The organism is Micromonospora sp. NBC_00617 (assembly GCF_045161355.1).
Lineage (GTDB): Bacteria > Actinomycetota > Actinomycetes > Mycobacteriales > Micromonosporaceae > Micromonospora.
Window position 1 is genome coordinate 198,495 of the sequence record NZ_CP107751.1, and the last position, 22,876, is coordinate 221,370.

Here is a 22,876-nt window from a genome sequence, read left to right on the forward strand (position 1 = left end):
TCGCATCCGGTTGCTCGAATCTTGCAACCCATGCTGAAATTTGCCGAAAGGTTACAAGCGTGTTGCAACGACTGTCAATGTATGGATGTCGATCACTGTCCACGGTGGCCGCTACACGCGTCCCGGCGTCGGTCGGTTCGATCCCGCCCAGAAATTTCCGTCCCCGGGTGATCCGCTCGCCCCGCCGGTCCGTACTGGATGGGGGAGCAGGGGTCGGCCGGTGGTGCGCCGCCGCGAGACGATCGAGGAGCAGATGGCCCGGGCAAAGCAGAACCAGAAGGCCACCGAGGTCCGGACCAGCACCAGCAGTCGGGGGGTGCGGACCCGGTCGCGCTCGGCGACGACGTTGCTGATCGCGTCCGTACTGGCCGCGCTCTGGGCGGCGACCATGCTGACCGGCGCCGGTCAGACGGCGTACGCGTACGGCTTCTTCTTCACCGAGTTCTTCGCCGGGGTGATCGCCCTGGTGTCGTTGAGTCTCACCGTGATGCTGGGCCTGCTCGCCACCGACCGGCTGGTGCTGGGCATCTCGCACCGGGTGCTGATGCAGTCGGCGCACCGCGCCACCGGCGTCCTGGGCGTGGCCGGACTGTTCTTCCACGTCCTCACCAAGATCGCTACCGGTCGCGCGGCGCCGACCGACTCGCTGGTGCCGTTCGTCGGCGGCCGGGGCCTCTACGTCGGCCTCGGCACGGTGGCCGCCCTGCTCATGGTCAGCGTGATCTGGACCGGCATCATCCGGGCCCGCTTCGCCGGAGTCGGTCCCAAGTGGCTCTGGCGGGCCCTGCACTCCACCGCGTACCTCGCCTGGCCGTTCGCGATCGTGCACGGCCTCAACGCCGGTCGGGCCGCGGCGTCCTGGGTGGTGCTCAGCTACCTCGCCTGCATCCTGTTCGTCGTGCTGGCGCTGCTGGTTCGGCTTTCGGTCACCATCGGCCGGCGCAGCCGGGAGCAGCACCAGGCCGCCGTACGCAACGCGGTGCTGGCCGGGCGGGCCACCGAGGAGGGCCGCGGCCGGTCGCTGCTGGCCGGCCTGAGCCGTCGCCGCGACACCAGCGAGGACAAGCGCCCGGCCTGGGCGGAGGCCACCACCGCCACCTGGACGGCCCCGGCCGGCCCGCGGCGGCGCGACCCCGAGCGGTTCACCGTTCCGGTGGTGCCCGAGCCCGGCTCGCTCGCCGAGCCGGCCCGGCCCAGTCGACGACGGCGGGACGAGGCGCCGGCGGCTCGGCCGGACGCCGACCGGCCGACGCGTGGACGGCGCGACGAGGCGGAGACCACCACCCGCCGGTCGAGCCGGCGCGGCGTCGAGGAGACCGGCACCCGTCTTCGCGACGAGGAGGAGTTGGAGCCGGTGACCCGGCGGCGCGCGTCACGCACCCGTGACCGGGACGAGGAGACCGCCCCGACCCGGCGCCGTCGCGCCGAGGAGCCGGCCGCCGAGCGGAGCAGCCGCCGGTCCCGCTCCGAGGACGAGGACGCCCGGTACTCGGCGCCGCCCCGACGGGCCGTCGAGGAGCCGGAGGAGCCGTGGGACAGCCCGCGTCGCTGGCAGGCCGCCGAGCCGATCTCCGCCGGCCCGATCTCCGCCGGCCCGATCTCGGCCGAGCCGATCTCGGCGGCGCCGCGCAGCGGCAGCGGCCGGCACAGCGCCGAGGACGACCTGCCGGAGGAGCCGGACTACTGGCGCCCGCCGGCGCGGTACGTGCCCGAGGAGGTGCCGCCGCCCGTCGACGACACCCCGACCCTCGTCGACCTGGCGTCGCGGCGAGCCCGTCGGGCCGCCGGCGAGGGCCGGTCCGCCAAGCGCCGCAAGGCCAGCGCGGACGCCGTGGACGGGGCGTACTGGGCCGGGCTGCGGGGTGAGGCGAAGTGATGCGGACGACCGTGCCGCCGGTGGCCTGCGTCGGTGAGCCTCGGTTGACCGCCGGCTTCGCCGAGTTCGGCCGGCTCGACCTGGCCGCGCACGAGGAGGTGCACGGACCCATCGGCCCGATGGAGCCGGCGCAGTTGCTCCGGCTCGTCGAGGGCATGCAGCTCAAGGGCAAGGGCGGGGCGGGCTTCCCGTTCGCCCGCAAGCTGCGCGCGGTGCTGGAGTCCTGCGAGCGGCAGGACCTCGCCGCGGTGGTGGTCGTCAACGCCACCGAGGGGGAGCCGGCCAGCTGGAAGGACAAGGTGCTGCTCACCCGCGCCCCGCACCTGATCCTCGACGGCGCGGCGCTGGCCGCGTACGCGCTGGACGCCGAGGAGATCGTTCTCGGCGTCGCCGACGACGGTGTCGGCCGGGACTCGCTGATGGAGGCTCTCGCGGAGCGCCGCATGCCGGTGCGGACCACCATCGTCACCGTGCCGCACCGGTTCATCTCCGGCGAGGGCGGCGCGCTGGTCAACGGCATCAACGGGCTGCCGCACATCCCTCCGGGCACCAAGAAGCGCTCCAGCGACTCCGGCGTCGGCGGCCTGCCCACCCTGCTGTCCAACGCCGAGACGTACGCCCAGCTCGCCGTCGGCGCGCGACTCGGCCCGTACGAGTACGCGGCGCTCGGCACCGACGACGAGCCGGGCACCGTGCTGCTCACCGTGACCGGCGCGGCGGGTCGACCGGCGGTGGTGGAGTGCACGGCCGGCATGCCGCTGCGCGACGTTCTCGACCTGTGCGAGGTCCCGGACGTCCAGGGCATCCTGATGGGCGGCTACCACGGCAAGTGGATCACGCCGGAGGCGGCCGAGAAGGCCGAGGTCTCCCGCAAGGGCCTGGCCGCGGTGGGCGGCACCCTCGGCGCCGGCATCATCGTCCCGATCGGTGTGGACACCTGCCCACTCGGTGAGGCCGCCCAGGTGGTGCGCTACCTGGCCGGGGAGTCCGCCGGCCAGTGCGGCCCGTGCAAGATGGGCCTGCCGGACCTGGCCCGCGCGGTCGACCTGGCCGTGGCCGGCAGCCAACCGGCCGACGTGGTGCGGGCCGCCGCCGGCGAGGTCAAGGGCCGCGGCGCGTGCAGCCACCCGGACGGCACGGCACGGTTCGCCCTCTCCGCGATCGAGGTCTTCGCCGAGGACCTGCGGCTGCACAGCACCGGCGACGGCTGCGGCCGGCGGGTCAAGGGCGTCATGGGGCTGCCCGGCGCACCCGACCCCAACCCGCAGAAGCTCACCCTGGACTGGTCCCGCTGCGACGGGCACGGCCTCTGCGCGCACGTGGTGCCGGACTTCATCCGGTTGGACGGCAACGGCTATCCGGCGTTCCCGACCACCCCCGTGCCGACCTGGCTGCGCGAGGGCGCCCTGAAGGCCGTCAAGGTCTGCCCGGAACTCGCCCTGCGCCTCGCCAAGGCCGAGTAAGGAAGGGCACCTTTTTAACGCCTCGTGTATAGGAAGGGCCCCTTCCTAACGACTGTGGAGGGAGACACGGATGCGCAGCTGGCACGTACGGAGGTGGTTACGCCGTGGCGGTACCGCAGCCGTACTGGTGGTCGCTCTGCTCGCCACGGCTTCCTGCACCGGCACGGTGCCGCCCGACGCTGCCGCCGCCGGGGCGACGCCGGCCCCGGCCAGCTCCACGGCCGCGCCGACCGTACCCGCCGCCGGCTCGCCGACGGCCGCGCCGGCCCCGATCCCGGACACCCTGCGCTTCACCGGGACCACCCTCGACGGCAGCCCGCTCGACGCGACGACGTTCGCCGGCCGGCCGGTGGTGCTCTGGTTCTGGGCGCCGTGGTGCGCCACCTGCGCCAGCCAGGCGTGGACCGTTGCCGAGATCGCGCCGCAGTACCGGGACACCGTGCCGATCGTCGGCGTCGCCGGACTCGGCGAGCGCAACGCCATGAAGGACTTCGTCAGCGAGTTCGACCTCGGCGACACGCCGCAGATCGACGACCGCAAGGGCGTGCTCTGGAAGCGGTTCAAGGTGACCGAACAGAGCATCTTCGTGATCATCGACCGGAACGGCAAGGTCGTCCACCAGGGCTTCCTGGACGGTGAGGCGCTCAGCGCCCGCGTCGCCGCCCTGGCCGGGCCGTGACCGCCCCGCTGCTGCTCGCGCTGACCGCCGGCATGCTCGGCGCGGTCAACCCGTGCGGCTTCGCGTTGCTGCCCGCGTACCTCTCGCTGTTGGTCGCCGGAGCGTCGGACGCCCGCGGCGCGATCGGCCGCGCGCTCACCGCGGCGGCCGGGCTCACCCTGGGGTACGTGGTGGTCTTCGGCGCCTTCGGCCTGGCGCTCGCGCCGCTGGCCGGCTGGCTGCGTCCCCGGCTGCCGTGGCTGACCGTGGCGCTCGGGCTGCTGCTGGTGCTGGCCGGCTGCTGGCTGCTCGCCGGTCGACGGTTGCCCGCGCCCGGGTGGACCGCGCGGGCGCCCCGGCTGACGAGATCCTGGCCGTCGATGGCGCTGTTCGGCGCGGTGTACGCGCTGGCGTCGCTCGGCTGCGCCATCGCACCGTTCCTGGCCATCGTGGTGACCAGCCTCCAGGCCGGCTCGACCGGCCGGGGGCTGGCGCTGTTCGGCGCGTACGCCCTCGGGATGGGTCTGGTGGTCGCGGTCGCCGCGCTCGGCGTGGCGCTGCTGCGCGACGGGCTGGTGGCCCGGTTGCGTGTCGCCGGCGCGCTGGTGCCCCGGCTCAGCGGCTTGGTGCTGCTGCTCGCGGGCGGGTACGTCGCCTGGTACGGCTGGTACGAGCTACGGCTGGCCGCCGGCCGCCGCGACGCGCTGCACGATCCGGTGATCCGGGCGGCGTCGCGGGTGCAGCACGCCCTCGCCAACACCGTGGACACGCTCGGCCCGGCGGTGCTGCTCGCCGCCCTCGTCCTGCTCGCCGCGTTGAGCGTGGGCGTGGGCGTTAGGAAGGGCACCTTTTTAACGCCTGCGGTAGAGGAAGGGTCCCTTCCTAACGAGCGCACGACGGCACCGGCGGACACGCCGACGGGGGCCGGGGTGGACCCGGCCCCCGTCGAACGGATCGGTTAGCGCGGCGGAGTCAGGCGGTCGGTGCCCATCCGGTCGTGCAGGACCTTCGGGATCAGGACTGAGCCGTCGGCCTGCTGGTACTGCTCCAGGATGGCCGGGAAGAGCCGGCTGGTGGCCAGCGCGGAGCCGTTGAGGGTGTGCACGAAGCGGGTCTGCTTGGCACCCGGCTCGCGGTAGCGGATGGCCGCCCGGCGGGCCTGGTAGTCGCCGGCCCAGGAGACCGACGACACCTCCTTGTACTTGCCCGTGCTCGGCATCCACACCTCGATGTCGAGGGTCTTCTTCATCGAGGCGCTCGCGTCGCCGGCCGAGAGCAGCGTCCGCTGGTAGTGCAGACCCAGCCCCTCGACCAGGCTCTCGGCGTGGGCGAGCATCTCCTCCAGTGCCGCGTCCGCCTGCTCGGGCAGGGTGAACTGGAAGATCTCCACCTTGTTGAACTGGTGCCCGCGCACCGTGCCGCGCTCGTCCGAGTGCGACCCGGCCGACTCCCGTCGGTAGCAGGGCGTGTACGCGAACGCCTTCAACGGCAGCTTCGTGGTCTCCAGGATCTCGTCCTGGTACGCGCCCAGGATCGCCGTCTCCGACGTGGGCAGCAGGAACTGCCCGCGCGGCGCGGAGTCGGAGTCCAGGTGGTAGACGTCGTCGTAGAACTTGGGGAACTGACCGGCGGCGAAACCGGCCGAGTCGAGCAGCAGGTGCGGCGGGAGCAGGAACTCGTAGCCGGCCTTGATGTGCTGGTCGACGAAGTAGTTGAGCAGCGCCCACTCCAGCCGCGCGCCGACCCCCGTGTAGATCCAGAAGCCGGAGCCGCCGAGCTTGACGCCGCGCTCGTAGTCGACCAGACCCAGCGCGCGGGACAGCTCCACGTGGTCGCGGACCTTCTCGATCACCGGCGGCTCGCCGAAGGTCTTGACGACCCGGTTCGCCTCCTTGCCGCCGGGCAGGACGTCGTCGCTGGGCAGGTTGGGCAGCTCGCTCATCGCGTCGCGCAGCCGGGCCCGCACCTCGTCCAACTGGGACTCCAGCTCGGCGAGCTGCTTACGCTCCGCCTCGGGGGCGGTGACCTGCGGCTCGGTGCCGGCGCGCTTCGCCTGCGCGTACGCACGGGCCTCCGCCTTGCGGCGCTGCCGGTCGGCGTCGATCTCCGTGATCAGGGCACGCCGTTCCTGGTCGAGCCGCTGAATCTCGTCCAGGGCCCGATCGACCTCGGCGGGATCCAGACGCTTCGCCAGCGCGGTCGCCACCGCCTCGCGATCCTTCCGGATCAACTCCATGTCGAGCATGCTGCTCCGTACGCCTCCGTCCGGGGTTCACTGGTGAACCATCAGATGCTACCGTCGCGCACGTTTGCACCCGGGGACGGGGAGCGCGACGGGTTTTTACAGCCGGATCGGCATCAGCACGGAGAAGGTGTCCTCGTCGTTCGGGCGGCGCAGGGCCAGCGGAGCGATCGGCCCGTCCAGCTCCAGCACCAGCTGCGGGCCGCCGGCGGCGTCCAGCGCGTCGAGCAGGTACTCGCCGTTGACCCCGAACCGCAGCCCGCTCATCGGATCGGGCGCCGGCTCGGCCCCGGACAGCTCCGCGGGGTGCAGCAGGCGCAGGCCGCCGGAGCCGTCGAGGCCGAGGACGGCAACCGCCAGCGGCGTGCCGGCGTACTCGCGGGCCAGCGTGGGAGCGGCCGGGTCGCGCAGTGCCGCGCGCAGCGCCACCACGTCCACCGGGATGCGGTACGCGGCCGGCCGAGCGCCGACCGCCTCGCGCAGCAGCCGACGGTAGTCCGGGAAGTCGTACGGCAGGGCGGTGCCCGTCAGCGTCCGACCGGCCACCGTCACCCCCAGATCGACGCCGGCCACGGTCAGCCGCACCGGCCGGGCGTCGGCGGTGTCGAGCAGCCGGCGCAGCCGGTCGACGAGGTCCACCGGCACGAGCACCCGCGCGAGCGGCCCGTCGACGGTCGCGCCGGCCCGGGCCAGCGCGAGCCGGTGCCGATCGGTCGCGACCAGCCGCACACCATCCGGTTCGACGTCGAGCAGCACCCCGGACAGCGCCGGCAGCTCCGGGTCGGCGCCGACGGCGAAGCGCACCGCGTCGAGCGCGGCGGCCAGCTCGGCGGGGGAGAGCAGCAGGGTGGTCACCGTCGTGGGCGCCGGGTCGACCAGGGCCCGCAGCCGGACGATCTCGCGGCGGGCGTCGGCCAGCCCGTCGGCCAGCCGGCGCAGGTGCGCGTCGAGCAGCCGGTGCACCTCGGCCGGCTCGGCGCGGACGGCGGCGGCGATCTCGGGCACCGGCATGCCGATCCGGCGCAGCCCCGCGACGAGCCGGGCCGGGCCGATCTGCTCGTCGGTGTACCAGCGGTAGCCGGTCATTGGGTCGACCAGGGCCGGCGCCAGCACGCCCGCCGAGTCGTAGAAGCGCAGCGCGCTGACGGTCAGGCCGCTGGCCCGGGCCAACTCGCCGATGCTGTGCAGGTCGCTCACCACGTCGGGCATCCTGCCCCCTCGACCTGGTCGAGGGTCAAGCCGCCGGCTCCGCGTCCCGCGTCGCCGCCGGCGTGGCATCGTCCCGCTTCAGCACCCGGAAGGTGAGCCCGGCCCGGACCAGCCGGTCCAGCAGCGCGTCCCCCATCGCCGCGACCGGGGTGAGTTGGCCGGCGGTCGGCGGCAGCTCGTCGAACGCCAGGCACAGCGCCGACTCGGCGAGCATCTTCGCCGTCTCGTCGTAGCCCGGGTCGCCCCCCGCGACCTCGGTGACCACGCGCTGCCCGCCGCCGGTGCCGACGAACCGGACCCGGAACCAGGACGACGCCCGCTGCTGCGGGGTCGGGCCCTGCCCGGAGGCGAGCCGCCCGAGCAGCCAACGCCGGGTGGGCGGCACCTTCACCAGGCCGACCAGCGCGCCGAGCCCCACCGCGCTGACCAGCACGGTCGGCAGCCGCTTCACGGCGGCGAAGTGCCGGTAGCGAAAGTCCGGGCCGTACTCCGGGCGGGCCGCGGCCGAACGGCGGATCACCTGCGGGTCGATGGTGGGCAGCGGCACGGTCCAGATGCCCAGCTCCGCCGAGCGGGCCAGCCGGCCGGGCACCGCCCGGACCCGGCGGTCGGTGGGGCGCGGCTCGACCGCCCGGCGGGCCCGGGCGGCCCGGCTGGCCTCCCCGGACCGGGCGAACGCGGTGAGCGCGGAATGGTACGTCCCGGCGGAGAACCGGCCACCGGCACGTACGTAGCCGTCAACGGTGATCGGGACGCCGGCGGGCAGCTGCTTGACGGTGAACCAGACGCCCAGGTCGTGGGGGATGGAGTCGAACCCGCAGGCGTGCACCAGCCGGGCGCCGCTGGCGGTCGCCTCGGCGTGGTGGCGGACGTACATCAGGTCGACGAACTCCGACTCCCCGGTGATGTCCAGGTAGTCGGTGCCGGCTCGGGCGCAGGCCGCGACCAGTGGCTGCCCGTGGTGGACGAACGGGCCGACGGTGCTGGCGACCACCCGGGCGCTCTCCGCCACGGCGTGCAGCGACCCGGCGTCGGCCGCGTCGGCGGTGAGCAGCGGCAGGTCGACCAGCGTGGGGTCGATCGCGGCGAGCCGGCCGCGCACGGCGGCGAGGCGGTCGGCGTTGCGCCCGGCCAGCGCCCACCGCAACCCGGGCGGCGCGTGCCGGGCCAGGTACTCGGCCGTCAGCCCTCCGGTGAAGCCGGTCGCCCCGAACAGCACCACGTCGTACGCCCGATCCCCAGCCATCCTCCGAGTCTGCCACCCGCCCTCGCCCAGCGCCGATCGGCAGGTCACGGCGTGAACACGGCCCGGACGCAGCCGTCGGCGCGGTCGGCGAACAGCGCGTACCCGCGAGGGCCGTCCTCCAGCGGCAGCCGGTGGGTGGCCAGGTGTTCCGTACGCAGCTCGTCGCGGGCCATTCGGTGCAGCAGCATCGGCACGTCGCCCAGGTCCGGCCGGCGCGATCCCCGCAGGGTGAGCCGCTTGTCCGTCACCGCGCCGAGCGCGAACGCGTCCACGTGCCCCTGCGCCCCGCCGAGCACCACCACCACGCCGTCCTTGCGGCAGGCGTGCACCGCCTCGCGCACGGCGTCCGGGCGGTCGACGTCCCGGCCGGCCAACCGATCGGCGACCGACCGCGTCGGCGGTACGCCCACCGCGACCACGCACACGTCCGGGCCGCGTCCACCGCTGCGCTCCCGCAGCTCCGCCGCGACGTCGGTGCGGCGGTAGTCCAGCGGCTCCGCCCCGGCGTGCCGCTCGGCCATCCGCAGCCGCTCCTCGTGCCGGTCGATGACGAGCACCCGGGCGGCGCCGCGCAGCGTCGCGGCGCGAGCGGTCAACTGACCCACCGCCCCGGCGCCCCAGACCGCCACCACATCGCCGGGTCGCACCTCGCCCAGCTCGGCCGCCAGCCAGCCGGTCGGCGCCGCGTCGGCGGCGAACAGTGCCCGGTCGTCGCCGACCGCGTCCGGCACCCGGAACGCGCCCATGTCGGCGTACGGCACCCGGACGTACTCGGCGTGGCCGCCCGCGAAGCCACCCGCCGCGCGGGGCCGGCCGAAGCGGCCGGCGTCCGAACGCCCCCGGTCCGGATCGACGCTCGCCACGTCGGCGCCGCTGTTGTCGCAGCAGGAGTGCCGTCCCCGGCGGCAGTACCAGCAGCCGCCGCACGCGACGCTCGCGCCGACCACCACCCGGTCGCCGATCCGGTGTCGCCGGACCGCCGGACCGACCTCGACGACCTCGCCCAGGAACTCCGCCCCCAGCACGTCACCGGCGCGCAGCAGCGGGTCCGGGCCGGCCAAAAGCGGCAGGTCCACGCCGCTGGTGGCGCTGCGGCGGACGCGGACGATGACGTCCCGCTCGTTGCGCAGCTCCGGGTCGGGCACCTCCCGTACCGCCAGCTCGTCGTCGGCCACCCAGCACAGCGCCCTCACCCGCGGGCCGTCCCGCGGTCCAGCGCCGAGCGGTCCGCGCGCAGCACCTCGCCGGCCTCCACGCGCTGCTTGACCTGGCGCAGGGTCCGGCGGACCAGCAGCTGCGGATCGTCGCCGACCAGGTGCGCGGCCAGGCCGGTCGCCGCGACGGCGCCGGCCAGCGGGCGGGCGGCCAACTCGGTGCCCCGGTCACCCGGCGCCGGCCGCACCCGCACCTCGACCGCGCCGTCCAGGTCGCGCAACGGCTCCGGCCACCGGCCGCCGGCAAGGACCTGGTCCGGGGGTCGGTCCACCGTCACGACCTCCCACCCGGCCGCCGTGCTCCGGTCGCGGTCCGCGCCGGACCGGCCCTGCCGCCGGGTTACGCGCACCAGCCGCGCCGCCCCGGCCCGCGCGCCTGCGCCGAGGGCGGATCTCGCCCACGCCAGCCGTCTGATCGGTCCCATCCGTCCTCCCGGTCCACGTCCCTTGATCGTCGGTCGCGCCCGGGTGAAGCGGGCTCGCCCGGAAGGGGTGAACAGGTTCGGGCCGGGTAACCGCTCGCCGACCGGGGGTGGAGCGCGTCGTGGGGGTGGGGCCGGGTGCCGGAACAGCAGGATCACGCGCGAGTCGGCACGGCGCCGCAGCGCCGGGGGGAGCAGCCGCCGCTGCTGGCGTCGCGGCTGACCCCGACCGTGCCGTCCGAGCCGGTGGTGGCCCGGCCCCGCCTGCTGGGCCGGCTCGACGAGGGCGGCGCCGGGCCGGTCACCCTGGTCACCGGGCCCGCCGGCTGGGGCAAGACCACCCTGCTCGCCTCCTGGGTCCGGCTGACCGAGCCCGGGTCGACGTCCGGGCCGGCGTGGGTGTCGGTGGAGGCCGGCGACGACGGCGACCGGCTCTGGGCGTACCTGGCGGCGGCGTTGCGCACGGCCACCGGGGCGGCGGACGACGATCTGGTCACGCCGCTGCCCACCGGCCCGCCGCGCCCGGACCAGCTGGAACTGCTGGCGGCCGGGCTCGCGGCGGCGGAGCAGCCCGTCCTGCTGGTCCTGGACGATCTGCACCGGATCACCGATCCGGCGGCACTGACCGGGTTGGAGTTCCTGCTGCGGCACTCCGAGCAGCGGCTGCACCTGGTGGTCGGTGCGCGGGCCGGGCTGCCGCTGGCCCTGCACCGGCTGCGCCTGGCCGGCGAGCTGACCGAGATCGGCCCGGAGGAGCTGGCCTTCACCGACGACGAGGTGGCCGACCTGCTGACCGCGCACGGCGCACCACTGCCGGCGGCGGCGGTGCGCCGGCTGCGCGAGCGCACCGGGGGTTGGCCGGCCGCGCTGCGGATCGCCGCGTTGGCGTTGCGCGGGCAGCCCGACCCCGAGCGGTGGGTGGGGCAGTTCGGCGGCGACCAACCGGAGATCGCCGGCTATCTGCAGGAGGAGGTGCTGGCCGCCGTCGACCCGGCCGACCGGGACCTGCTGCGCCGTACGGCCCTCGCCGAGACCGTCTGCGCCGATCTGGCCGAGGCGTTGACCGGCCGCGCGGACGCCGGGCAGGCGCTGGCCGACCTGGCCGGGGCCGGCGGCCTGCTGCACCCCGAGGGCAGCCGCCCGCCCTGGTACCGCTGCGACCCGCTGCTCGCCGACCTGCTCCGCGCCGAGCTGGCCCGAATGCCCGCTGACGAGGTACGGGAGCTGCACGTCCGAGCGGCCGACTGGTACGCCGGCGCCGGCCGCCCGGCCGACGGGTTGCGACACGCCCTCGCCGGCTGCCGGTGGGACCTGGCCGGCGACCTGTTCGTCGCACACTGGCCGGAGCTGACCCGCTACGACAGCGACCCGGTGAGCGGGCCGCTGTCGCCGTCCCCGCCGTGCCCGCCGCCGGAGGTGGTGCACGCCGATCCGGAGGTGGCTCTGGCCTGTGCCGCCGAGCGGGCGTACGCCGGTGACCTGCCCGCCGCCGCCGGCCACCTGCGCACGGCCGCCGGGCACGCCGGCGCGCTGCCCGTGCCGCGGCGGGACCGGTTCCTGCGGCTGGCCACCGCCCTGGAGCTGACCCTGGCCCGGCTCGCCGGCGACCTCCCGCAGGCGCGTGCCGCCGCCGCCCGGCTGCTGCGTACCCGCCCGACCGACAGCCCACCGGTCGGCGTGCCGGATCGCCGCGCGGCCGGGTCGCCGGCTGGCCAGGCGGCTCGGGGGCCCGAGCCCATGTCAACCCGCCCGTCGGACGCCGACGACGCCGACCTGCGGGCCTTCACGGGCACCGCGCTGGGCCTCGTCGAGCTGTCGGCCGGCGCGCTGCCCGACGCGCGGTTCGTCCGCGCCCGGGCGGCGGCCCGCGAGGCGGGTCGGCCGCGTACCGAGCTGGTCGCCGCCAGCCGCTCCGCGCTCCTGCTCGCCGTACGCGGTGACCTGCGCGCGGCCGAGACGGCCGCCCGCGACGCATTGGGCATGCCGCTTTGTCGGGGCTGGTCCTGCCGGCTCGACTGCGGCTACGCGTACCTGGCGTTGGCGGTAGTGGCCCTGCACCGCGACCAGCCCGAGGAGGCTGCCGCGAACCTCGCGCTCGCCGCCCCGGCAACCGGCGCGGCGGGCGCGGTCTCCCCGGCTGGCGCGGTGGGCTCGGCGGGCCCGGCCGGTGGGGTCAGCCTCGCCGAGGCGGGTTCCTCCGACTGGTCGGGGTCGAGCGCGGAGCCGATGGCGGCGGCGGTCTTCGCGTGGTGTCGTGCGGGGCTCGACCGGGACGCTGGCGACCCGGCGGCCGCCCAGCGGCTGCTCGCCCGCGCCCGGGAGGCTCTGCCCGACGAGCCGGCCGCCGCCGAACTGTCGGGTCTGCTCCGGGCGGCCGAGGTCGAGACCCGGGCCGAGCGGGGTGACCTGGACAGCGCCCGCGACCTGCTGGCCGGGGTGACCGGCGACGCGGTCACCCCGGCGCTCGACGTGGCCCTGGCCCGGGTGGAGCTGCGGGCCGGTGACCTCGGCGCCGCCGGGCGGGCGCTGCCGGACTGGCAGGCGCCGTCGGCCGCCGCCTGGCCCCTTGCGGTACGCCTGGACGCCGGCCTGCTGGAGGCGGTGCTCGCCGAGCGGGCCGGGGACGGCCGCCGGGCCGGGCGCGTCCTGGAGCAGGTGCTGGACCTGGCCGGCCCGCAGGGCTGCCGCCGGGCGTTCACCCGGGCCCAACCGTCGGTGCGCGACCTGCTGGCCGCCCACCTGGATGCCGGCACCGCGCACTTCTCGCTGGTCAGCGATCTGGTTCGGGGCGTCGAGGAGGGCGCGTCCCGGCCAGCGGTGGAGCCGGGTGGCCTGCTCGACGAGCCGCTCACCGAGCGGGAGCTGACCATCCTGCGCTACCTGCAGAGCATCCTGTCCAACGTGGAGATCGCCGCCGAGCTGTCGTTGTCGATCAACACAGTGAAGACCCACGTGCGCAACATCTACCGCAAGCTCGGCGCGACCCGCCGGCGCGAGGCGGTCCGGCGGGCGCGCGAGCTGCGGCTGATCTGAGCGGCCGGGCAGCCGCCCGGACCGGCGCCACGGTCAGGCGTTCGCCGCCGCGTCCACGGCGGCCAGCAGGTCGGGCAGGTCGTACCCGCCGTCGTGCCGGACGTCGTTGACGAAGAGCGTCGGCGTGCCGTTGACCCCGCTGCGGATCCCGCCGACGAAGTCGCGGCGTACCCGATCGGCGTACGCCCCGCGCTCCACCTCGCCGTTCAGCTCGTCCGGCGGCAGCCCGAGCTGCTCGACGCCGAGCGAGAGGTGCACGGGGTCCAGCTGGTCCTGGTGCTCGTACAGCCAGTCGTGCATCTCCCAGAACCTGCCCTGCGCCGCGGCGGCCTCCGCCGTCTCCGCGGCCCGTTCGGCGTACGGGTGGATGTTGGCGATCGGGAAGTAGCGGTAGATCAGCCGTACCGTGTCGGCGCGCTGGCGCAGCAACTCGTGCAGGTTCGGGTACACGGCACCGCAGAACCGGCACTGGAAGTCGCCGTACTCGATGATGGTCACCGGGGCGTTGGACGGCCCGCGGACGTGGTCCTCGATGGTCACCGGCTCCCGGAGCCGGGCGGTGACCTGAAGTGGCGTGGTCATCCGGCCACCACCTTCCGGTCGCGGGCGAGGTTGTCCAGCGCGTCGAAGATCCCGTCCGCGCCCGCCTGGTACTGGTCGAACACCGGTGCCGCCGCCTGGTAGAGCGACATCTGGTCCCCACAGACGGGGCTCCAGTCGGCGGGGTAGAAGACGAGCGCGACCGGGCGGCCCCGGAACTGCTCGGGGCCGGTCTGGCGCCCGTCCGGAGTGCTCGCCAGGGTGGAGCCGGGCGCCGGGCGCCCGGGTTGGATCAACCCATTCGGATCACTCATGCGGCCAGCCTGCCTCCTGGGCGGGTGAGGCCGGCTCACCCGTCCCGGGTGGTTGCGCGCTCAGCGCAGGACCGGTGCGACCGCGATGTGGTTCTGGACCTCCCGGATGCCCGGTGCGGACCAGGCCACCTGCTCCACCTCGGCGCGTTCGGGCATGGAGTGCACCAGTCCGGCGAGCACCGCCGTGTCGCCGTGCACCCGGACGGTGATCCGCTCGGCCTCGGTGGCGCCGGCCCGGGCCAGCGCGTCCACGATCCGGTCGGCCACGTTCGCGCCGTCCGGCGGCGCGTTCGGCCGGACGGTGACGCCGTTGCTGACCCCCCGTACGCCGGTGAGCCGGCACACTGCTCGTTCGGCGGCCCGGCGCTGGTACTCCCACTCGACCTCGCCGTGCAGCGTGACCCAGCCGGCCGAGACGGTGACCTGGAGCTTCTCGATGGGCACGAACGCGTCCCACTCCAGGGCGTGGCCCGCCGCAGCGGCCAGGTCCGGGTCGGCGCGCTCGTCGCTGCCGGGCAGCCGCACGGTCAGATCGTTGGCGACCGCCCGGACTCCGACGACCCGGTGCGTGGCCCGTTCCCCGGCCCACTTCTTCGCGTAGCTGTCCACCCGCCCGGTCAACGTGACGACGCCCTCGGCGACGCTCACGCCGATCTCGTGCGGCTGCACCCGGGGTTCCCAGGTCAACTCGTCGAGTACGGCGGACTGGATGTCCTGGTCGGTGCGCGTGATCGTCGCCATGGCCATCGGTCCTCCCTCCGCTGCGTGCGCTGGCTGGCGGGCCGGGTGACGACCGTCGGCTGGCAGGCCCGCCGGGGTCCGATCGTGCCGGCCAGCGGGGTGAGCGGACCTCACCCGATCCGGACGACCGACCCACCGGACTCGTCCGCGCCGCGCGCCGACCGGGCACCGCCGTCGATGATGGGAGCGCTTCCATAGCGGCGTCGAATCGGTTAGGGTGAGTGGGTTCCTCGATCGCGGGAGCCTCGCGTCGGGTGGTTGGAGCCAGGGCAAGCTCCGATCCGTCCTCTCGCGTCGTCGTCCGTCCCCCCGGGCTGCGGCGCACCACCTCCGGTCGATCCTTCCCCGCGTCGTCGCCCGTCCCCCGGGCCGCGACGTCACCCTGGTCGATCCCGTCTCCCGGGTCTCCACCCCCGAGAGGAACCACAGATGCCCAGATCACTGGCCGGCGCTCTCGTGTCGGCGTTGGCCGTCGCCACGGCCGTCGTGGCGGTCCCCATCAACGCTGCGGGCTCGGCCCCGGCCCCGGCCCCGGCCGCCGCCGAGGCGTACACCTGGCGCAACGTCCCGGTCGGCGGCGGTGGCTTCGTGCCCGGCATCGTCTTCAACCCCACCGAGAAAAACCTGATCTACGCGCGAACGGACATCGGCGGGGCCTACCGCTGGGAGCAGTCCAGCCAGTCGTGGACGCCGCTGCTCGACTGGGTCGGCGCGGACCTCTGGGGCTACAACGGCGTCGTCAGCATCGCCACCGATCCGGTGCAGACCAACCGGGTGTACGCGGCCGTCGGCATGTACACCAACGGCTGGGACCCGAACAACGGCGCGATCCTGCGCTCTTCCGACAAGGGCGCCACCTGGCAGATCACCGAGTTGCCGTTCAAGAACGGTGGCAACATGCCGGGCCGCGGCATGGGTGAGCGACTGGCCGTCGACCCCAACCGGAACAACATCGTCTACTACGGTGCCGAGGGCGGCAACGGGCTGTGGCGCAGCACCGACTACGGGACGACCTGGGCCAGGGTCACCGCGTTCCCCAACGCCGGCAACTACCGGGCCGACCCCAGTGACCCGAACGGCTACAACGGGCAGAACCAGGGCCTCACCTGGGTCAGCTTCGACAAGAGCACCGGCACCGCCGGGTCCACCACCCAGACGATCTACGTGGGCGTGGCGGACAAGGAGAATCCGGTCTACCGCAGCACCGACGGCGGTGTGACCTGGACGCGTATCCCCGGGCAGCCCACCGGCTACCTGGCGCACAAGGGTGTCGTCGACCCGGTCGGCGGTCACCTCTACATCGCCACCAGCGACACCGGCGGCCCGTACGACGGCGGCAAGGGCGACGTCTGGAAGTTCACCCGCTCGACCGGGGCGTGGACGCGGATCAGCCCGGTGCCCTCCACCAGCGCCGACGACTACTTCGGCTACAGCGGTCTGACCATCGACCGGCAGCACCCGAACACGTTGATGGTGGCCACCCAGGTCTCCTGGTGGCCGGACGCGATCTTCTTCCGCAGCACCGACGGTGGGGCGAGCTGGACGCGGATCTGGGACTTCACCAGCTACCCGCAGCGGTCCCGCCGCTACACCATGGACATCAGCTCGGTGCCCTGGCTGACCTTCGGCACCAACCCGGCGCCTCCGGAGGAGACGCCCAAGCTCGGCTGGATGAACGAGTCGGTCGAGATCGACCCGCACGATTCCAACCGGATGATGTACGGCACCGGCGCCACCATCTACGGCACCACGGACCTCACCAAGTGGGACACCGGCGGTCAGCTCACCCTCCGGCCGATGGTCCGCGGACTGGAGGAGACCGCCGTCCTCGACCTGGTCAGCCCGCCCAGCGGGGCGCCACTGATCAGCGCGCTCGGCGACGTCGGCGGGTTCCGACACACCGACCTCGACACCATTCCGTCGATGCTCTTCACCCAGCCGGTCTTCACGAGCACCACCAGCCTGGACTACGCCGAGAGCAAGCCGGCCGTGCTGGTACGCGCCGGCAATTTCACCGACGCCGACCGCCCCAACGACAGCCACGTCGCCTTCTCCACCGACGGCGGCGCGACCTGGTTCCAGGGCACCGAGCCGTCCGGGGTCAACACCGGCGGCACGGTCGCCGCCGCAGCCGACGGCAGCCGGTTCGTCTGGTCGCCCGGCGACGCCGGCCAACGCGTCGTCTACTCAGTCGGCTTCGGCAACTCGTGGACGCCGTCCGCCGGCATCCCGGCCAACGCGATCATCGAGTCCGACCGGGTCGACCCCAACCGGTTCTACGGCTTCAGCGGCGGGCGGGTCTACCTGAGCACCAACGGCGGTGCGACCTTCACCGCCACGGCGGCGACCGGCCTGCCCACCTCCGACGTCCGGTTCAAGGCGCTGCCCGGCCGGTCCGGTGAGCTGTGGCTGGCCGGGCCGGGTGGGCTGTGGCGCTCCGCCGACTCGGGTGCCAGCTTCACGAAACTGGGCGGCGTCAGCGCCTCCGGCAACGTCGGCTTCGGCAAGGCGGCGCCCGGCCGGACCAACCCCGCCGTCTTCCTCTACGGCACGGTGGACGGCCAGCCCGGTGTGCACCGCTCCGACGACGGCGGAACGACCTGGGTCCGCATCAACGACGACCGCCACCAGTACGGCAACCCGACCGAGGCGCTGACCGGCGACCCTCGCGTCTACGGCCGCGTCTACCTTGGCACCAACGGTCGCGGCATCCTGGTCGCCGACCGCACCGGTGGCACGCCGACCACCCCGCCGCCGACGACGCCACCCCCGACGACGCCGCCTCCGACCACCCCGCCTCCGACCACGCCGCCTCCGACCACGCCGCCTCCGACCACGCCGCCTCCGGCTGGTGGATGTGCGGCGGCCTACCGGGTGACCGGCTCCTGGTCGGGCGGATTCCAGGCCGAAGTGGTGGTCAGCAACCCGGGCACCCGGCCCATCGCCGGCTGGACGCTGGGCTGGACCTTCCCCAATGGCCAGCGGATCAGTCAGCTCTGGGGCGGCACCTACACCCAGACCGGGGCGGTCGTGTCGGTCGTGGACAGCGGCTGGAACGGCGCGCTCGGCGCCGGCGCCAGCACCACGATCGGCTTCCTCGCTTCCTGGACCGGCAGCAACGCGCCGCCGGCCACCGTGAGCTGCACGAGTCGCTGAACCGGTGACCCGGCGTCGTCCGGGCCACCCGAGAACACCGGTCCGCCGGGGCTGCCTGAGGGGTCCGGCACCCCGGCGGACCGGCCCGATTCCGATCGTCGAGCACCCACCGGGGCAACGCGAGCGGGCCCCGTCGGCCAGAAGGTCGGCGGGGCCCGCTCGGGTTGTCGGGAAGCTAGTCGTCCAGGCCGACGGGGGAGTTGGGGCGGTCGACGTCGACGAACTCGACGTCGTCCACCGCGCGGTCGTCCCGGCTGCCGGCGGCACGGGCAGCGGAGCCGACGGCCCAGCCGACCGCCGCGCCGACCAGCGCGGCTCCGATCAGGAGCGTCCACGGCAGCGCCGGCTGGCGCCCGGCGAGCGCGTCAAAGGCGCGCGAGGCCCGACGCCGGGCCTCCTCCGCCGCGGAGCCGACCAGGTCACCCGCCCCGTCGGCGAGATCGCCGCTGCTGCGACGGGCCGAGCGGGCGGTGTCCCGGACACTGTCGCCTGCGGAGCTGACGGCGGAGAGCAGGTGCTCCCACGCCTGGTCCGCGATCCGCTCCGGCTTGCTGCGCCGGTCCAGCAGGTTGGTTCCGAACATCGTGGTTACCTCCTCGGGTGCCGAAGCCGCCGGCCACTTCGGACCTCGGCGTCTGTCCAGCGCGGCAGGTTTCGCTGATTCCGCAGTGCCCCGGGCCGGTCGGCCGCAAACCCGGTCGGCCGCGGCTCACCGGATCCCTCAGCGCACGGCCACCACGGCCGCACCGCGGGCGAAGTCGTCATCGTCGTCGTCATCGTCGTCCCCGCCGCCGAAACCGCAGGCCAGTACGAGGGCGAGCAGCACGCCCACTCCGGCGAGCCCGGCCAGTCGCTTGATCATCGAAGGTCCCTTCCGTCACGGTGGGTGGCCCTAGGTGGCGTCGGCAACCGCCCGACCGGATCGGACCGGACGCGTTCGGGCGACCGTGACGCGACACGCCGGTCCCAGTCGGTGCCGGCGTACGGGGTGGGTCGGTTGTCGGGCGTGTCGGGTCGCGCCCGCTACCCTGGTCCGGCGACGCGTCGGTTCCGACCGATCGTGGAGTGGTCAGATAACGAAAAGTATTGGTTGATCAGATACCGAAAGTGGGGATATGGGCGACTTTGTGCGCCCGGATCCGTGAATTGCTCATCCCGAGGGGTGGCGACCGAGGCCATCGGAGGAATACTCTCGGTCGCGGCCCGCGTACTGATGAGACGCCCGGGGGACGGGCGGGTGGAGGTGCTCGCGTGAGCCTGTCGATCGTGAAGTCGGTCCTGTCCGGTGGTGTCGTGGAGATCGCCCCCCGGGGCGAGATCGACGTCGACACAGCGTACGAGGTGCGTGAAGCGATTGCGGAGGTGCTGGCCAAGAGCCGCCCGCTCCGCATCGAGCTGAACATGAGGCTGGTCACCTTCATCGACTCGGTCGGCATCAGCGCCATGGTCGCCGGCTTCCAGACCGCCGAGGTCAGCGGCGTCAAGCTGGTGGTCACCGAGCCGAGCCGGTTCGTGCACCGTCAGCTCTGGGTGACCGGTCTGCTCGGTCTCTTCGGCGCGCCGGAGCCCTACTTCGCCGGGGCCGCCACCCCCGAGGTGCTTCCGGGCGCCTGAGCGCCGGCCGTCCCACCCGTCAGGGTCGCTCGTCCAGACCGGTCAGGTCCACGTCGGTCACCTCGGTGACCGCTCGGATGGCCGTCACCGACGCGTACCCGGCGGCCAGCAACGCCAGGTCCGTGCCGGGCTGCGCGGCCTGGCCGGGCTCCTCCAGCGCGGTACGCACGAAGCCGTGCCCCGACTCGGCCACCGTCATCTGCACCTGACCGAAGCTGGCCAGAAAGCCGCGACGTACCCCACGCAGCCGTCCGTGCGGCAGGTCGGGCGCGTTGACGTTGAGCACGCTCTCCGGTGGCGCGGCGGTCAGTCGGGGGAGCAGGTCCAGGGCGACCCGCGCGGCGGTGTCCCAGTGCCGTTCGGCGTCGCGTACCCGGGCTGCGGCGTCCACCGCGGCCCCGCCGCTGCCGGCCGTCGCCTCGCCCGCGGAGAGCACGTCCAGGGAGACGGCCATCGCCCGGCACCCGTTCGAGGCGGCGGTGAAGGCGGCGCCCACCGTGCCGGAGTGCAGCACGGCGCGGCCGGCGTTGGCACCCCGGTTGATGCCCGACAGCACGACCGACGGCGGCGGGCCGAACGCGCCGTGCAGCGCGATCAGCGTGATGAAACCGGGCGAGCCGGCGACCCCGTACGCCGGCACACCCGCCAGGTCCGGCAGCGGATGGTCGTGCACCACCACCCGCCCGTCCCGTTCCACGGCGCTCATCGCGGCGCTGGCGCCGCTGGCCTCCTCCCGCGGCGCCGCGACCACCACGTCCAGGCCCCGCTGGGCGGCGGCCAGGGCCAACGCCCGGATGCCCGGCGCGGCGATCCCGTCGTCGTTGGTCACGAGGACCCGCAGCGTCATCGCTCGACCACCCGGTCGGCCAGCTCGTCGGGGGTGGTCCGCTCCTGCTGTCGGCTGTCCGCCGGGACCAGTCGGACCCGCTCCACCAGTCCGGTGATCGAATCCAGCCGTCCGGTGCCCAGCCCGTGCCGGGTCACGTTCAACGCTCCGGCCGCCGCGCCGGTGCGGATGGCGGTCCGGATGTCGCCACCACGGGCGATCACGGCCGCCACGCCGGCGGTCATCGAGTCGCCCGCGCCGCGCGGATCGGCGGCCTCCAGCCGGGGCATCTGCACCTCGAAGAGCTCCCCGTCGATGAGCGCCAGCGCCGGCTGGTCGGCTCGGCTCACCACCACCGTCTCGGCGCCGGCGGCGTGCAGGTCGTACATCGCCTGGGCCAGCTCGGCGCCGTCCCCACCGCGGGCGCGACCGTCACGGATCAGCTCCTCGTGACTCACCTTCAGAAAGAACACACCGCTGTCCAGTACGGCGCCCAAATGATCACCGGACAGATCGACCACCACCCGGCTGCCGTTGGCGCCGAGGTCGGCGGCGAAGCGGCGGTACAGGTCGGCCGGGACGAGCCACGGCGCGTTCGGGCCACTGAGGACGCTCACGTCGGCGCGCAGTCCCTCGCCGAGCGCCAGGTTGTACAACTCGTCCAGCTCGTGGCGGCTCAGTCGGTCCCCGGGCACGTCCACGACCTCCTGTCGGGACCCGTCCCGCCGGTCGTGCACGTACCCGCCGCTGCCGGAGTCGCGCACCACCACCTTCAGGTCCACCCCCTCGCTGACCAGCAGCGGCTCCAGTACCTGGCCGATCTCGCCACCGAGCGCGGCGCAGAGCACCACGTCGACCCCGAGCGACAGCACCATGCGGGCCTGCCAGACGCCCTGGCCGCCGGGGTGCAGGTGCAGTTCGGGCTGGTCGTTCGGCTGGTCCACGGTCACCGTCAGCTGCGGGGTGGGCGCGAAGACCATCACGTGCCCGCTCACCGGTCGTCACCGAACATGTGTCCACCCTTCGTTGCCACCGGTGATCTCCCCCTCAGCCGACCGTAATGGGAACGCTGTGCGAATACCGGGACAACGCACGGTGTCCGTCCGGGCGTTGCCAGCGTGCGCCGGGTGCGGGACGATCGTGCGACCAGCGACGTCGGGAGACGGTGTGTTCAGCAGCGACAGCTTCAGCTACACCGTCCAGGCCCGCTGCTCGCTCGCCGAGGCGGCGGCGTTGTTGAGCGACCTGACCCGCCAGGGCGAGTTGCACCCCCTGATCGTCCGGGTCCGCCGGGTGCCGCCCCGTCCGGGCGCCCGAGCCAGCTACACGATCAACGACAGGTTGGCGATGGGGCCGTTGCGCTTCCGCACCACCTACCAGGCGGACGTGCTGATCTGCGAGCCGGACGAGATCGTCACGGTGGCCCGCCAGTGGCCGGCCACCACCGTCCGCAACCACACCCGGCTGCGCGCCGAGCCGGACGGGCTGGTCCGGATCGACGTCGACATCACCCTGCGCGCGCCGGCGCCCCTGTTCCGGTACGCCTTCCAGCAGGCCCGCGCCGCCCACCTGGCCCTGGCCACCCGCCTCGGCGCGGCTCTGGACACCACCGGCGACGAACAACCCCCGGCCTGACCCCTCGCCCCGACGCCCGCCGCGCCCGCGGCCCCGGCCGCTCGCCGCCTCGCGGCATGATCGTGCTCGATCCTGGATGTAGTGGCGTCCTGCGGCGCGGTGGCCACTACTTCGTTGTTGTTACGCGATCTTGCGCTGCGCGGGGTGCGGTCGTGGGGCGGGCGGGGCGACGGCCCCAGGGCTTGTACGTGGAGAGCACGGTCGCGATGATCATGAGGCTGGTCGACACCGCGGGCGCGATCACCAGGTCGGCGCGATCCCGGGCGGGCAGGGCGGCGCCCAGCGCGCTCGCGTGCCGCAGGTTCGGGGTGAGCAGGAATAGCACCAGCCCGACCATCACCGTGGTGATCACGAGCTTGACCAGCACCCACCGGTAGCGCACCAGGCCCCACGGGGTGAGCAGCGCGCTGGCGACGCCGACGAGCCAGACGAGCACGCTCAGCGGCGCGAACAGCACCGTGCCGACGAGCCCGGCGACCGGATAGACCACGGCCGGGTCGGCGCCGCGCTGAGCCGCGATGCCGAGGGTGAGCAGCACCAGGTCGGCCCCGAGCCAACCGAGCGAGGTGACGAGGTGCAGGGTGAGCAGCGCCTTGCGGGTGGCGGGCGGGATTCGCGGCATGCCCGACATGCTGCCGGCCCGGCCCGGCCGGGTCGTCCGACCGCCGGCGACGTCCCGGGTACGTC

General features: G+C 74.3%; 21 protein-coding genes. 8 read left to right on the top strand and 13 right to left on the bottom strand.

Annotated features, from left to right (window positions below; all coding sequences use genetic code 11):
• Nucleotides 1-220 precede the first annotated feature (220 nt).
• The 4 genes from OG505_RS00975 (at nt 221) to OG505_RS00990 (ending at nt 4,959) form a co-directional block, all read left to right on the top strand.
• Nucleotides 221-1,876 (top strand): hypothetical protein, encoded by a 1,656-nt coding sequence (locus OG505_RS00975; protein WP_405430294.1) that lies wholly within the window; start codon nt 221-223, stop codon nt 1,874-1,876.
• Nucleotides 1,873-3,339, top strand: a complete 1,467-nt coding sequence (locus OG505_RS00980; protein WP_405430296.1) for an NADH-ubiquinone oxidoreductase-F iron-sulfur binding region domain-containing protein — start codon at nt 1,873-1,875, stop codon at nt 3,337-3,339. The genes OG505_RS00975 and OG505_RS00980 overlap by 4 nt, the downstream gene beginning before the upstream one ends.
• Nucleotides 3,340-3,409: 70 nt before the next feature.
• Nucleotides 3,410-4,018 (top strand): TlpA family protein disulfide reductase, encoded by a 609-nt coding sequence (locus OG505_RS00985; RefSeq protein ID WP_405430297.1) that lies wholly within the window; start codon nt 3,410-3,412, stop codon nt 4,016-4,018.
• Entirely contained in the window at nt 4,015-4,959 is a 945-nt protein-coding gene (locus tag OG505_RS00990) for a cytochrome c biogenesis CcdA family protein (protein ID WP_405430298.1), read from the top strand. Before OG505_RS00985 ends, OG505_RS00990 begins: the two co-directional genes overlap by 4 nt.
• Here OG505_RS00990 and serS read toward each other — a convergent pair.
• From serS to OG505_RS01015, 5 genes are all read right to left on the bottom strand, one after another.
• Nucleotides 4,956-6,242, bottom strand: coding sequence for a serine--tRNA ligase (serS, locus tag OG505_RS00995; protein ID WP_405430300.1), 1,287 nt, complete (start codon nt 6,240-6,242; stop codon nt 4,956-4,958). The two genes, OG505_RS00990 and serS, sit on opposite strands and share 4 nt — an antisense overlap.
• A gap of 96 nt (nt 6,243-6,338) precedes the next feature.
• Nucleotides 6,339-7,448, bottom strand: a complete 1,110-nt coding sequence (locus OG505_RS01000) for a MerR family transcriptional regulator (RefSeq protein WP_405430301.1) — start codon at nt 7,446-7,448, stop codon at nt 6,339-6,341.
• Between the two features lie 25 nt (nt 7,449-7,473).
• Nucleotides 7,474-8,694 carry a saccharopine dehydrogenase family protein gene (locus tag OG505_RS01005; protein WP_405430303.1) on the bottom strand — a complete coding sequence of 407 codons (1,221 nt, stop codon included), beginning with the start codon at nt 8,692-8,694 and terminating at the stop codon, nt 7,474-7,476.
• Nucleotides 8,695-8,738: 44 nt separating this feature from the next.
• Nucleotides 8,739-9,887, bottom strand: coding sequence for an alcohol dehydrogenase catalytic domain-containing protein (locus OG505_RS01010; protein ID WP_405430305.1), 1,149 nt, complete (start codon nt 9,885-9,887; stop codon nt 8,739-8,741).
• Nucleotides 9,884-10,333, bottom strand: coding sequence for a hypothetical protein (locus OG505_RS01015; protein ID WP_405430306.1), 450 nt, complete (start codon nt 10,331-10,333; stop codon nt 9,884-9,886). Before OG505_RS01015 ends, OG505_RS01010 begins: the two co-directional genes overlap by 4 nt.
• A gap of 135 nt (nt 10,334-10,468) precedes the next feature.
• Here OG505_RS01015 and OG505_RS01020 point away from each other — a divergent pair, with 135 nt between their 5' ends.
• Nucleotides 10,469-13,363 (top strand): LuxR C-terminal-related transcriptional regulator, encoded by a 2,895-nt coding sequence (locus tag OG505_RS01020; RefSeq protein ID WP_405430307.1) that lies wholly within the window; start codon nt 10,469-10,471, stop codon nt 13,361-13,363.
• A gap of 33 nt (nt 13,364-13,396) precedes the next feature.
• On the opposite strand, the gene OG505_RS01025 is transcribed toward OG505_RS01020, so the two are convergent.
• Genes OG505_RS01025 through OG505_RS01035 form a run of 3 tightly spaced genes read right to left on the bottom strand, consistent with a single transcriptional unit; the run spans nt 13,397 to nt 14,964 of the window.
• Nucleotides 13,397-13,945 carry a DsbA family protein gene (locus OG505_RS01025; protein ID WP_405430308.1) on the bottom strand — a complete coding sequence of 183 codons (549 nt, stop codon included), beginning with the start codon at nt 13,943-13,945 and terminating at the stop codon, nt 13,397-13,399.
• Complete coding sequence (locus tag OG505_RS01030; protein ID WP_405430310.1) at nt 13,942-14,217, bottom strand: redoxin domain-containing protein; 276 nt, start codon at nt 14,215-14,217, stop codon at nt 13,942-13,944. Before OG505_RS01030 ends, OG505_RS01025 begins: the two co-directional genes overlap by 4 nt.
• Nucleotides 14,218-14,277: 60 nt before the next feature.
• Nucleotides 14,278-14,964, bottom strand: a complete 687-nt coding sequence (locus OG505_RS01035; protein ID WP_405430311.1) for a BON domain-containing protein — start codon at nt 14,962-14,964, stop codon at nt 14,278-14,280.
• Between the two features lie 423 nt (nt 14,965-15,387).
• Between OG505_RS01035 and OG505_RS01040 the strand changes: the two genes are divergently transcribed.
• The gene (locus OG505_RS01040; protein ID WP_405430312.1) at nt 15,388-18,114 is read left to right on the top strand and encodes a cellulose binding domain-containing protein; all 2,727 of its coding nucleotides are present in this window, start codon (nt 15,388-15,390) and stop codon (nt 18,112-18,114) included.
• Nucleotides 18,115-18,289: 175 nt separating this feature from the next.
• Here OG505_RS01040 and OG505_RS01045 read toward each other — a convergent pair whose 3' ends face one another.
• Nucleotides 18,290-18,697, bottom strand: coding sequence for a hypothetical protein (locus tag OG505_RS01045; protein WP_234589221.1), 408 nt, complete (start codon nt 18,695-18,697; stop codon nt 18,290-18,292).
• 138 nt (nt 18,698-18,835) lie between these two features.
• Nucleotides 18,836-18,976 carry a hypothetical protein gene (locus OG505_RS01050; protein ID WP_234589220.1) on the bottom strand — a complete coding sequence of 47 codons (141 nt, stop codon included), beginning with the start codon at nt 18,974-18,976 and terminating at the stop codon, nt 18,836-18,838.
• A 389-nt stretch (nt 18,977-19,365) separates the two neighbouring features.
• Between OG505_RS01050 and OG505_RS01055 the strand changes: the two genes are divergently transcribed.
• Nucleotides 19,366-19,728, top strand: a complete 363-nt coding sequence (locus tag OG505_RS01055; protein WP_007463546.1) for an STAS domain-containing protein — start codon at nt 19,366-19,368, stop codon at nt 19,726-19,728.
• A 19-nt stretch (nt 19,729-19,747) separates the two neighbouring features.
• Here the strand turns inward: OG505_RS01055 and surE are convergent, their stop codons facing one another.
• Complete coding sequence (gene surE, locus OG505_RS01060; protein WP_405430313.1) at nt 19,748-20,575, bottom strand: 5'/3'-nucleotidase SurE; 828 nt, start codon at nt 20,573-20,575, stop codon at nt 19,748-19,750.
• The gene (locus OG505_RS01065; protein ID WP_405430314.1) at nt 20,572-21,549 is read right to left on the bottom strand and encodes a 1-phosphofructokinase family hexose kinase; all 978 of its coding nucleotides are present in this window, start codon (nt 21,547-21,549) and stop codon (nt 20,572-20,574) included. Before OG505_RS01065 ends, surE begins: the two co-directional genes overlap by 4 nt.
• A gap of 172 nt (nt 21,550-21,721) precedes the next feature.
• On the opposite strand from OG505_RS01065, the gene OG505_RS01070 reads away from it, so the two are divergent.
• Nucleotides 21,722-22,189, top strand: a complete 468-nt coding sequence (locus OG505_RS01070; protein WP_405430315.1) for an SRPBCC family protein — start codon at nt 21,722-21,724, stop codon at nt 22,187-22,189.
• Nucleotides 22,190-22,295: 106 nt separating this feature from the next.
• On the opposite strand, the gene OG505_RS01075 is transcribed toward OG505_RS01070, so the two are convergent.
• Nucleotides 22,296-22,811, bottom strand: coding sequence for a hypothetical protein (locus tag OG505_RS01075; protein WP_405430317.1), 516 nt, complete (start codon nt 22,809-22,811; stop codon nt 22,296-22,298).
• Nucleotides 22,812-22,876: the final 65 nt, after the last annotated feature.

Excerpts from the sequence above, each read along its gene's own strand:
- OG505_RS01075 (WP_405430317.1), bottom strand. The coding sequence starts at position 22,811 with ATGCCGCGAATCCCGCCCGCCACCCGCAAGGCGCTGCTCACCCTGCAC.
- OG505_RS01025 (WP_405430308.1), bottom strand. The coding sequence starts at position 13,945 with ATGACCACGCCACTTCAGGTCACCGCCCGGCTCCGGGAGCCGGTGACC.
- OG505_RS01035 (WP_405430311.1), bottom strand. The coding sequence starts at position 14,964 with ATGGCCATGGCGACGATCACGCGCACCGACCAGGACATCCAGTCCGCC.
- OG505_RS01000 (WP_405430301.1), bottom strand. The coding sequence starts at position 7,448 with ATGCCCGACGTGGTGAGCGACCTGCACAGCATCGGCGAGTTGGCCCGG.
- serS (WP_405430300.1), bottom strand. The coding sequence starts at position 6,242 with ATGCTCGACATGGAGTTGATCCGGAAGGATCGCGAGGCGGTGGCGACC.
- surE (WP_405430313.1), bottom strand. The coding sequence starts at position 20,575 with ATGACGCTGCGGGTCCTCGTGACCAACGACGACGGGATCGCCGCGCCG.
- OG505_RS01050 (WP_234589220.1), bottom strand. The coding sequence starts at position 18,976 with ATGATCAAGCGACTGGCCGGGCTCGCCGGAGTGGGCGTGCTGCTCGCC.
- OG505_RS01045 (WP_234589221.1), bottom strand. The coding sequence starts at position 18,697 with ATGTTCGGAACCAACCTGCTGGACCGGCGCAGCAAGCCGGAGCGGATC.
- OG505_RS00985 (WP_405430297.1), top strand. The coding sequence starts at position 3,410 with ATGCGCAGCTGGCACGTACGGAGGTGGTTACGCCGTGGCGGTACCGCA.
- OG505_RS01040 (WP_405430312.1), top strand. The coding sequence starts at position 15,388 with ATGCCCAGATCACTGGCCGGCGCTCTCGTGTCGGCGTTGGCCGTCGCC.
- OG505_RS01030 (WP_405430310.1), bottom strand. The coding sequence starts at position 14,217 with ATGAGTGATCCGAATGGGTTGATCCAACCCGGGCGCCCGGCGCCCGGC.
- OG505_RS01015 (WP_405430306.1), bottom strand. The coding sequence starts at position 10,333 with ATGGGACCGATCAGACGGCTGGCGTGGGCGAGATCCGCCCTCGGCGCA.
- OG505_RS01005 (WP_405430303.1), bottom strand. The coding sequence starts at position 8,694 with ATGGCTGGGGATCGGGCGTACGACGTGGTGCTGTTCGGGGCGACCGGC.